The sequence below is a fragment of the Mesorhizobium sp. M2A.F.Ca.ET.039.01.1.1 genome (assembly GCF_003998035.1).
Classification (GTDB): Bacteria; Pseudomonadota; Alphaproteobacteria; order Rhizobiales; family Rhizobiaceae; genus Mesorhizobium.
On the sequence record NZ_RZRY01000161.1, the window covers coordinates 1 to 10,813 of the forward strand.

Annotated in this window: 7 protein-coding genes and 1 pseudogene; 5 read left to right on the forward strand and 3 right to left on the reverse strand. The window is 60.4% G+C overall.

Annotation, left to right across the window (positions count from 1 at the left end; genetic code table 11):
* A partial coding sequence (locus EOA24_RS14655; RefSeq protein WP_245501796.1) for a mechanosensitive ion channel domain-containing protein occupies positions 1–1,745 on the reverse strand: 1,745 nt, incomplete at its 3' end.
* Between the two features lie 33 nt (positions 1,746–1,778).
* Positions 1,779–2,048: a hypothetical protein gene (locus tag EOA24_RS14660; protein WP_245501797.1), complete on the reverse strand. Its 270-nt coding sequence runs from the start codon at positions 2,046–2,048 to the stop codon at positions 1,779–1,781.
* Positions 2,049–3,228: 1,180 nt separating this feature from the next.
* Here EOA24_RS14660 and EOA24_RS14670 point away from each other — a divergent pair.
* Genes EOA24_RS14670 through EOA24_RS14680 form a run of 3 tightly spaced genes read left to right on the forward strand, consistent with a single transcriptional unit; the run spans position 3,229 to position 6,843 of the window.
* The gene (locus tag EOA24_RS14670; RefSeq protein ID WP_126081336.1) at positions 3,229–4,443 is read left to right on the forward strand and encodes a glycosyltransferase family protein; all 1,215 of its coding nucleotides are present in this window, start codon (positions 3,229–3,231) and stop codon (positions 4,441–4,443) included.
* Position 4,444: 1 nt separating this feature from the next.
* Positions 4,445–5,689 (forward strand): glycosyltransferase, encoded by a 1,245-nt coding sequence (locus tag EOA24_RS14675; protein ID WP_126081337.1) that lies wholly within the window; start codon positions 4,445–4,447, stop codon positions 5,687–5,689.
* The gene (locus EOA24_RS14680) at positions 5,686–6,843 is read left to right on the forward strand and encodes a glycosyltransferase family protein (protein WP_126081338.1); all 1,158 of its coding nucleotides are present in this window, start codon (positions 5,686–5,688) and stop codon (positions 6,841–6,843) included. The genes EOA24_RS14675 and EOA24_RS14680 overlap by 4 nt, the downstream gene beginning before the upstream one ends.
* Before the next feature lie 114 nt (positions 6,844–6,957).
* Here the strand turns inward: EOA24_RS14680 and EOA24_RS14685 are convergent, their stop codons facing one another.
* Positions 6,958–7,629: a class I SAM-dependent methyltransferase gene (locus tag EOA24_RS14685; RefSeq protein WP_127249239.1), complete on the reverse strand. Its 672-nt coding sequence runs from the start codon at positions 7,627–7,629 to the stop codon at positions 6,958–6,960.
* Positions 7,630–7,791: 162 nt separating this feature from the next.
* Between EOA24_RS14685 and EOA24_RS14690 the strand changes: the two genes are divergently transcribed.
* Positions 7,792–10,506 carry an ABC transporter ATP-binding protein gene (locus EOA24_RS14690; RefSeq protein WP_126081339.1) on the forward strand — a complete coding sequence of 905 codons (2,715 nt, stop codon included), beginning with the start codon at positions 7,792–7,794 and terminating at the stop codon, positions 10,504–10,506.
* 189 nt (positions 10,507–10,695) lie between these two features.
* A pseudogene (locus EOA24_RS14695) lies at positions 10,696–10,813 on the forward strand (cyclic nucleotide-binding protein); the annotation flags it as partial.

Here is a 10,813-nt window from a genome sequence, read left to right on the forward strand (position 1 = left end):
GTACCCCTGTAGCTGCCCGATGAAATGTATTCGCCGACACGAAATGCATCGTCGAGCAGATAGAACACGCCCGAGATCACGTCCTTGACGAGGGTTTGTGCGCCAAAACCCACAGCGACGCCAACGACGCCGGCGCCCGCGATCAGGGGGCCGATCTGGATACCGACCGAAGCGAGCATCATCAGCACCGCCATGACGACGATCACTGCCAGTAGAATGTTTTGGATGATGGGCAAGAGCGTGCGCAGCCGCGCCTGCTGCGGATCGACGACCGGCATCTCCTCGTCGCTGATCACCGCGTGCGCTTCGATGCCCAGCTTTCTCTCGATCAATGCCTTGATGATCGACCAGCCGAAATCGGCTGCCAGCGCAATGACAATGACATTGATCAAGCCGCGCAATATGAGCGTGGTCGTCGTGTTGCTGTCCTGCATCGACTGCATGTCCAGACCCCAGGCACTCGCAAGAAGGTAAGCCGCCGCCAGGATCAAGATCATCCGGACTGCGCGATCGATGACAGCGATCGTGACCGCCGGGATCGTAGGCCGGCCGGCATCTTCCGAACCCGGCCGCAGGACGAAATTGACCCCGCGCTGCGTCAGCACGATTGCGAAAGGCAGGAAGAATGCGGCGAAGGTAAACCAGAACAATATGGGAAGGCCGGCGATGCGCAGCAGGAACAGGACGACGAAGTAAGCAGTCAAAAACCATGTCGCTGCCGTGTGACCGTGCCCATCGTTCCGCTGTGTTCTTGGCCGACGCCAAACGGCAATCAGAAAGAGCAGCAGCAGCACGAAATCGGCACCTACCGACAGCACCAGCATTCCGTCCTGGTCAATGCCGAGACCCGGCAAGAGGATGAACGCGGCGGCGAAGAAGGCGAAGATGCCGAAGATCCTGGGTACCCAATAGAACCAATGGTCGGCCGTTTCGTTGGTCACCGGCAAAGCACGAACCTCGACGGCGTTCTCGACCTGCATGAAGGAAGGGACGAGCAGGGCTGCGAGATACATGCGCACAGCCGCTGTGGCGACCGCAGCCATCAGAAAGGTCAGCACGATCTCGCGGATAAGCATTGGCCAGTCAAACAACATGAACGCGCCGGCGCTGCCCAGCGCGAACGAGAGGATCAGCAGGCTGGAATAAAGCGTGCGGCCACCAATCTTCTTGGCCCGCCCGATGGGCGTATCCTTCGATTGCGCGATGATCCACAAACGGAACGGGCGGGTGAGCTTGTACGTTGCCCAAGTGAGCGCCAGGCCGGCAGCGATGAAAATCGCGATCAGCAAAAGCATGCTGGCAGGCCTCTTGCCGGACATATCCTCCATGGTCTCTGCCCGCACGCGCGCAAACTGGCCTGGCAGAGAGGGCAAGGTCCCCACGATTCTTTCGATATGATGCTTGATCCGATCGAGCGTCGAGGATGCCATCGTATTCATCCGGCCCGGCGCGGCCACGGCATCGGACGATGCGCCGGACGGCGAAGCTCCTGCCGCGGCAGGCGTTCCGGTCGGCCCGGCGTCCTGCTTTCGTTGCTCGGCCACCCAGGCCTTCACCGACGGATCGTCGAGAAGATCGAATAACTGTTTGACCTTTTCAGGCGGAACGGTCGCCGGCGCCTGTGCCTGTGATGGACCAGTCAACAAGAGGGCGATCCCAAAGACGAGGGACCTGGCGATCAGGAAAAACATCGCGGTCAGATAGCCGAGATGTCGTGTCGGGCGCGCCAGATTCTGGGCTCCCAATCGACGTATCATTGATTCGGGGCAGCTTGCCATTCAATGTATATAGACGATGACATAGCGCCCTTGGTAGGGTTGATAGTAGCTGCTGCCGCAGTGCCAAAGCACGGTGCCGTTGATCGAAGTCGTCACACACGCAGCCGGGAGCCTGTTCCCGTAGATAGTCGAACGGCGGATCGTTCGGCGTGTGGTGCGCCTTGCGACGCCTGCGACGCTGCCAGGCGTGAGCGGATGGCCAACTCGCGCCTGCGCTTCGCCAACGACGGGGGCGAAGGGCGCAAGGGCATCGATGAGCCCCGCAAACATCAAGACGACGACGATTCCGGCAGCGCCGGTCAATCTCAAGCTAGGTCTCGTCATTTTTGATCCTCCCAAGAGCTCACCGCTTCGCGCGTTCTTATGTCCGGACTATGCAGCACCCAACGCAGGCTAGAACTTTAGAGTGTACTAATTCTCAAATTCGACTTCTATCCGGATTGCGCAAATTCCATCGAACCGCTGGCGATGGTGACCGGCATTTCTCGGCGCGGGTTGCGCCCGGGTCACGATCTTCCGGCGCGCTGCAGTGTTTCGTAGGGAGATTCGCCGAAGAAGAGTCGATAATTCGCGGCGAAGCGGCCCAGATGGGTGATCCCCACCTCCATAGCGACCGCAGTTATGCTCAAGCCGTCAGCACGTGCCGCAGTAAGGAGCCGTCTGTTCATTGAGACGGAGCGCTCTGATGAATTCGAGCGGGGCTACGGCGAAGGTAGTGCGAAAGGCGTAATCCAGTTGTCGACGGCTAACACCGATTTCCTTGCACAGTCGAACAATGGGTATGTCTTCCCGGATATGAGTGCGAATGAAATCCTCGGCCGCCGACGCTTGTCTTAAATGACGCGACAATCGCTCTGAACAGTGGCGGCGCGCCGCACTGGCGCGAGACGCTCACGCGCCATTCGATGGGCCGGCGTGCCCTTCGTCTCTTACTCGTGACGTCCGTGAGGCTCGTGACGTCCGTGAGGCCTTCGCGCGGCATCGATCGCAGCAGTCATAACAACTGATGGGCTTACGTCCGGGGAGCAAACTGGAGGCATCCGCGCTGAATTCGTCTGGGGCGACGAGCTGACCTCCGGTGGCCAGCATATGGAGAACAGTTATCGATGCTGCTGACCGACAAAGTGTGTAGTGGAGTCGCACTTGTTCAGGTCGGGGAAGACAGACCCGAGCGCTTCGTGCGAATGTAGCTCCATGAAGGGCTTCGGATTGGCGCCCATCACATCACGAAATGCGGGGTCCAGAGTGAAGAACGCTATCTGATCTTTCGCATCGCGCCGGTCGCATGGGAGACTATGAATTCGCGGACGGTGAGGGGCGATCTGCGGCCTCTTGGGTAATACGAATTGAAAATTGCGCCCTCATGTTTCACAACAGGTCGGTTAGGCCTCAGGATGGCTTCCCCAACCGCCCCGGTTCCCAAGGCGAGAATTCTAAAAGACGTTCAGAAATGATCCAGCACGTACAAGACGCTCGAATTCTCATGTACAGCCACGACACGTTCGGGCTCGGCCACCTGCAGCGCTGTCGGACCATCGCGCATTCGCTGGTCGAGGATTTCCGCGGACTTCAGGTGCTGATCATTTCGGGTGCGCCCATCGCCGGCGCGTTCGATTATCGCGCCCGTGTCGACTTCGTGAAGATCCCCAGCGTCATCAAGTTGCGCAACGGCGAGTACACCTCGCTGGAAAAGGATATCGATCTGCATGAGACGCTCAGAATGCGCCAGTCGATCATCCGCCACACGGCCGAGACCTTCCGGCCGGATATCTTCATCGTCGACAAGGAACCGCTCGGCCTGCGCGGTGAGATCGAGGACACACTGTCCTACCTCAAGACGCGGGGTACCACGCTCGTGCTTGGCCTGCGCGAGGTGATGGATGCGCCGCATCTGCTCGAAGCAGAGTGGGCACGCAGGGATGTGATGCGCAAGATAGGCCTGTTCTACGACAAGGTCTGGGCCTATGGCCCGCCGGATTTCTACGATCCGTTGACCGGCTTGGATGTGCCGCCGGCCGTCAGGGCAAAGATGAGGTTCGTCGGTTTCCTGCAACGGCGCCTGCAGCGGAACGAGTTGCCCGGCCACCGGCCCGAGGGTGAGTATATCCTTGTTACCACAGGGGGCGGCGGTGACGGCGCGGAACTGATCCACGACGTCATCGATGCCTATCAGCAGAACCCGCAGTTGCAGCACAGGGCGCTGATCGTGCTTGGGCCTTACATGCCGGCGCGCAAGCGCAACAAGCTGCTCAAGAAGGGGGCCAAGATCCCCTGCATCAAGATCATCGAGTTCGACAACCGCATGGAAGACCTGATTGCCGGGGCCAAGGCGGTAGTGGCGATGGGCGGTTACAACACCTATTGCGAGATACTGTCTTTCGACAAGCCGGCGCTAATCGTGCCGCGCGTCGAGCCCCGTGAGGAACAACTGATCCGCGCTCGGCGCGCAGCCGAACTCGGCCTTATCGAGATGCTTTTGCCGGACGAAGCCAAGGATTCCCAGCGGTTTGCCGATGCACTGGTGGCGCTGCCGGACCGGCCCCGCCCATCTCAGAGCAATCCGCATCTGAGGCTGGAAGGACTGCCTCATATTTCCGAAATCGTCGCAGAACTGCTCGATCGGCGGGCCAGCCCTCACCTTTCGGTCATTGAGGGAATGAGCTGAGTTGCAACGTCGCAAGATCGTCGTGGTTCTAAAGGGCTATCCGCGGTTGTCGGAAACCTTCATCGCGCAGGAACTGCTCGGTCTGGAGCGCGCGGGATTTGACCTGATACTCGTCGCGCTCAGGCGGCCGACCGACGCAAAACGCCACCCTGTGCATGACGAGATCAAGGCGCCCATCCGTTATCTGCCGGAATATCTGCATGAAGAGCCGCTGCGCGTGCTTCGCTCGCTGTTTGCCTATCTGCTGCGGCCGGGGTTCTGGCGCGCGCTCGGATCGCTGGCTGCCGATATCCGCCGCGACTTTACGCGCAATCGCGTGCGCCGCTTCGGGCAAGCGCTCGTGCTGGCGGCCGAATGGCCGGAAGACGCGGGATGGTTGCATGCGCATTTCGCGCACACGCCGGCATCGGTGACGCGCTACGTCAGCCAGCTTCGTGGCCTGCCCTGGAGCTGCTCAGCCCATGCCAAGGACATCTGGACTTCTGCGGACTGGGATCTGGCCGGCAAGCTTTCCTCGGCGCGCTGGACGGTCACTTGCACGAAAACCGGCTTCGATCGTCTTAAAGAACTCGCAAACGGTAACTCGTCCGTGCATCTGAGCTACCATGGGCTTGACCTTGATCGCTTCGGCAGTTTCGGCGAGGCGCGAAAACAGCATGACGGCTCGGCGGCGGACGACCCGGTTATCATTCTCAGTGTCGGGCGCGCAGTTGCAAAGAAAGGTTACGATACCTTGCTGGAGGCGCTTGCCCTATTGCCTGGCGATTTGGCGTGGCATTTCGAGCATATCGGCGGCGGCGAGGAACTGGAACGGCTCAAGGCGCTGGCGCAAAAGTTCGGACTGGATGGTCGCGTGTCCTGGAAGGGCGCGCTTGCGCAAGAGGAGGTGCTTGAGCACTACCGGTGCGCCGACATCTTCGCCCTGGCCTGCAGGATCACCGCAAATGGCGACCGGGACGGTCTGCCGAATGTTCTGGTGGAGGCGGCCAGCCAGCGGCTTGCCTGCGTGTCGACCGATATTTCCGGCGTGCCGGAGCTTTTGTCGCCGGATGAAACCGGGCTGCTGGTTCCGACGGAAAACCCAATTGCCCTCGCACAGGCGCTGGAGCGCCTGATCCGCGATCCCGTGCTGCGCGCCCGCCTCGGCGACGCCGCCGAGCGGCGCGTGCGCGGCAATTTCGACCATACGGCAAGCATCGGACAGCTCAAGGAACTGTTCGAGCGCGAGTGGCGGGCCGCCGATTGAAGCGCGTCTTCCTCTATGTCCAGCACCTGCTCGGTATCGGCCATCTCGCTCGCTCCAGCCGCATCGCAGCGGCACTGGTCGATGTCGGGTTTGACGTAACCGTCGTGACCGGCGGCGCGCCGATCGCGGGGTTTCCGGGACCAGGGGTGAAAACTGTAACCCTGCCGCCTGTCACCTCCGGTGATGAAGGATTTTCCGGACTTGTCGACCTGCAGGGCAAGCCCATCGACGATGATTTCAAGAAACGGCGTTCAGAGATGCTGCTGCAGGCATACCGGGATTGCAGACCTGATATCGTCATTGTCGAGGCCTTTCCATTTGGACGCCGGCAGATGCGCTTCGAACTCATGCCGCTGCTCGAAGCCATCGAGGCGACATCGCCCAGACCGCTGCTGGCGACGTCCGTCCGCGATATCCTTCAGGAGCGCGTCAAGCCGGGCCGAAACGAGGAAACGGTCGATCTCATCAACAGGCATTTCGACCTTGTCATGGTCCACGGCGACCCAACTTTCGCAACCATCGACAGGACATTTCCACTAGCCTGGGCAATCAGGGCCGAGGTCACCTACACAGGGCTCGTTGCCGCGCCGCCATCGCCCGCGGCCTCCGAGCGCTTCGACATTCTGGTGTCGGTTGGCGGTGGAGCTGCCGGGAGGGGTCTTGTCAGTTCCACCATCGCAGCGGCGCGGAATGCCAAAAATGGCTGGAAATGGTGTTTGATCACCGGCCCCAACCTGCCGAAAGACGAGTTTGACGCGATCGCACGCGATGCCACGCCGGGCCTGTCCATCTTCCGCTTCCGCGAGGATTTCGCCAGCCTGCTGACCGGTGCCCGCCTGTCGGTCTCGCAGGCGGGTTACAACACGGTCTGCGATGTCCTGCGCGCGGGTTGTCGCTCCCTGCTCGTGCCGTTTGCAGCCGGCGGGGAAACCGAACAAACGGTTCGCGCCCTGATGCTCGAAGAACTCGGTCTTGCAACGGTGCTGATGGAAAAGGACCTGACGCCTGAAGGTTTGGCGCAGGCGATCGAACAGGCGCTGGTGGCGCCGAGGCCGTCCGCGCATCGTCTCGATCTGGAAGGGGCGCATCACTCGGCGCAAATCCTGCGCGAGCGGCATCGAACGCGGTCGCTAAAAATGGGGCCCGGGACATGACCAAGCAGACGGCGGGGCCTAAAGCGCGTCGCGCTGAACGGATTCAGTCGACGCGCTTTAAGTCTTGATGCATGTCGTTGTCCTAAACCGCTACGCGGTTTTGGACGAAAGGCACTAAACCGTCCCAATCAGCATGAAGCGCGTATATTTTTTTGTCGGTAGTTCGCCGGAGAATCGTATCTCCCGCAGCGCCGCCATTGCCTCGAAGGCTGCAAGTGAAGCCACGCAGTTAATGTGCGTCGGCTCGCTGAAATAGTCATTCGATTGCAGCAGTACATTCGTGCCCCGCGGGAGCAGGGCAAGCCAGGCGCGCAGATCGGCGATGTGCTCGCAGCTCGTATTGACTATCAGGTCGGACGGCCCGGCCGCATAGTCGAGTGCGTACATATCGGCTGTCAGCGCCCGGAACCGGTCGCCGGCTTCCCGGTTGAGGGTCTGGGCAACCGGCGCGACTTCGGGATCGATGTCGATGCTGTCAATCGTCGCGATGTCGAAGCGGGGGTCGTTGAAAAGCATCGCCGGCAAGATGCCGTACCATCCGCCCAGAACCCATATGCGCGCGAAGCGCCCGCCGCAGCTTTCGAACAGTCTGTCGAGCGCCCACATCTTGCAGGCCACCTGCTTGTGGTTGAAGGCGTTGGCGATGTCGGCCTGCGGATGTTTGGCGATGACGCGCGCCAGCCCTGCCACGAGAGGGTGGTTGACATAGGCGGCAATTCCCCGCGTGAGGTCCAAGGCCTGCTCGTGCCCGTCCATGCCGGCATTGCGCGGTTGCGTGACATCCATCATATTCGCCTTGTACGTTGGGATTTCGGGCGACACAACGCAATCTTGCCTCGCCAAGCCGCCTCGCAGGCTTCGAACGCGTCGCCGGCGATGATTGCCGATGCGCCGTCCACCAGCCGATGCTTTTACTTTGTTCTTTGAACTGAAGGTTCACAGTCGCATATGGAACCCAGCCTAGCTCGCTATATCTGGACGCACACCAAGAAGCAGCAGCTCTGGATATTGGTTATCGTCTTGCTTTCGATGATCCCGTATTTCATGTCCTTTGACCTGCCGAAGCTGATCGTCAACGGCCCGATCCAAGGCAAGGGGTTCGAGCAACCGGGCGCGACCCAGCCATTCATGAGGCTGCACTACAACCTGCCGTTCATCGGAGAGGTCCAGTTCTTTCCTGGCTTTCAGCTCGACCGCACGACGACGCTGTTTGCCCTCAGCCTCGTGTTCCTCCTGCTGGTCATCATCAACGGCCTGTTCAAATTCTACATCAACACCTACAAGGGCCGCCTCGGCGAACGCATGCTGCGCCGTATCCGCTTCGAATTGGTCGATCGTGTGCTGCGGTTTCCGCCGCGTTATTTCAAGCGCGTGAAATCCGCCGAGGTGGCAACCATGGTGAAGGACGAGGTGGAGCCGCTGGGCGGGTTCATCGGCGATGCTTTCCTGCAGCCGGTGCTGCTCGGCGGCCAGGCGGTGACGGCCATGCTGTTCATCGTGGTCCAGAACTTCTGGCTCGGAATGATCGCCGCCGTAATCGTTTTGATCCAGATCGTGCTCATCCCGCGAATGCGGCGGCGGCTGATCGTGCTCGGGCGTAAACGGCAGTTGACGGCGCGCGCGCTATCGGGCCGCGTCGGCGAAATCGTCGACGGCATCGGCGCGGTTCACGTCCATGATACATCAAACTACGAGCGCGCCGACATAGCTGCCCGGCTCGGGCTCATCTTCAAGATCCGCTTCGATCTTTACCAATGGAAATTCATGGTGAAGTTCCTCAACAATTTTCTCGCGCAGATCACGCCCTTTCTGTTCTACATGGTCGGCGGTTACCTGGTCATCCATGGCCGGCTGGACGTTGGCCAGCTCGTGGCCGTGATCGGCGCCTACAAGGACCTGCCCGGACCGATGAAGGAACTGATCGACTGGGATCAGGATCGGCAGGATGTCCAGGTCAAATACCAGCAGGTCGTCGAACAATTCACCGTCGAGGGTCTCATTGCGCCGCAAATCGGCGCACTGACGATCGATGATCCCGGTCCGATGACCAAACCTCTGTCGGCGATCGGTCTGTCCATGGCAGACGATGGCGGTGCAATGCTCCTCGACCGGGTCTCTCTGCAGGTGAACCCCGGTGAGACGGTGGCGCTGGTCAGCACCTCAACAGGTGGAGCGGAGGCGCTTGCAGAGGCCTTCGCGCGGCTGAGCTGGCCGGAAAGCGGAAAGGTCGCTTCGGGTGCCGACGACCTGCTTGAACTCCCTGAAGCAGTGACCGGCCGGCGCATGTCCTATGCCTCGTCCGATGTTTTCCTGTTCCAGGCAAGCCTCCGCGACAATCTGCTCTACGGATTGAAGCATGCGCCGCTGACATCGGTGACTTATGACGGTGCCGCGGCGGACCAGCACCGCTGGAACATTCACGAGGCGCGCCGGTCGGGCAACCCGGACCTTGATGTCCACAGCGACTGGATCGACTATGCTTCCGTCGGCGCTACCGGCCCGCACGACCTCTTTGAAGCCGTGCGCCAGGTGCTCGACGCAGTTCTTCTGTCGCGCGACATTCTGGATCTAGGCTTGCGTTCTTCGGCCGACCTCACGCGTCACACCAAGCTTGCCGGGCGGATCGTCGAACTGCGTGCGGCGCTGCGAACCCGGTTGGAAAATGAAGGATTGAACGAACTGGTGGTTCCTTTCGAGCCGGGCGCCTACAACAAGGAAGCAACGATCGGCCAGAACCTGCTCTTCGGCGCTGCCGCCGGCCCGGAGCTTGCCGACAAGGCTCTGGCGGCAAATTCCTATTTTGCTTCCGTGCTGAGGCAAGCCGGCCTCGATCGCACGCTCTACGAGATGGGCCTGAATATCGCCGAACAATCGATCGAGCTGTTTGCCGATCTGCCGCCCGATCACCAGTTCTTCCAGCAGCTCGCCTTCATGAGCGCCGAGGAGATACCCGCCTACGAAACCTTGCTGCAACGGCTCAAGAACCGTCCCTACGAGACGGTCTCGGAGAACGACCGCGCCATGATCGTCACCCTGAGCTTTGCTTATATCGAGCCCCGGCATCGCTTCGGCCTGCTGGGCGACGAACTGATGAACAAGATCGTTGCCGCACGCAATCGATTTTATGAAAACCTGCCGCCCGAGCTGCAAAATGCGGTCGAACGCTACGATCCCGCCAGATACATTGCCGCGGCTACGGTCATGGACAATGTCCTATTCGGGCGTCTGGGTAGCAATCATCCCGACGCGCCGGATCGCATACGCTCCATCGTCTATGACATTCTTGATGAATTGGGGCTTTATGCCGAACTGCTGGATGTCGGTTTGGACTTCAATGTCGGCGCCGGCGGCAGGCGGTTGACCGCTGGGCAGCGACAGAAGCTCGATGTTGCCCGAGCCCTGCTCAAGCGGCCCGATTTTCTCATTCTCAACCGGCCGCTGTCGGCGCTCGACCAGCGCGTACAGGACAAGGTGTCGCAAAACGTGCTCGAGGAAGCCAGGCGCGACGGCCGTTCTCCGGCAATTGTGTGCGTCGTGACGAATCCGGCAATGGCGATGATGTTCGATCGCGTTGTCGTCTTCGACTCGAGTCGTTTGGTGGAAGACGGAACACACGAGACGCTTTTGGCCGGGGGCGGTATTTTCAAGGAACTGCTCTCATAGAGCATTGGACATTCAGATGGAATCCTTCCGCCGGTGGGAAACTCGCTGCAAGGTCAAGGGATTGAGAGTTCCGGCTGATTGGGCTCGCTACCTCAAGCGGCTCGTATTGCCACCTGGAAACGGAATTGTTTTCATCTGGGCGTGGGTTGTTCTAGTCTGGCAGACGTGAATTTTGGGAGGTTTGCGACAATGCTGCTCAAGGATGAGGTTGGAATGCTGCAACGCGTTCCCTTGTTCTCCGGCATTGAGTCGGCAAAGCTCAAGCTGCTTGCGTTCACATCCGATCGCGTCAGCTACAGCGCCGGCC

What these genes read in the sequence shown, in the direction of transcription:
- EOA24_RS14660 (WP_245501797.1), bottom strand. Translation starts at nt 2,048, where the DNA reads ATGTTTGCGGGGCTCATCGATGCCCTTGCGCCCTTCGCCCCCGTCGTT.
- EOA24_RS14690 (WP_126081339.1), top strand. Translation starts at nt 7,792, where the DNA reads ATGGAACCCAGCCTAGCTCGCTATATCTGGACGCACACCAAGAAGCAG.
- EOA24_RS14685 (WP_127249239.1), bottom strand. Translation starts at nt 7,629, where the DNA reads ATGGATGTCACGCAACCGCGCAATGCCGGCATGGACGGGCACGAGCAG.
- EOA24_RS14670 (WP_126081336.1), top strand. Translation starts at nt 3,229, where the DNA reads ATGATCCAGCACGTACAAGACGCTCGAATTCTCATGTACAGCCACGAC.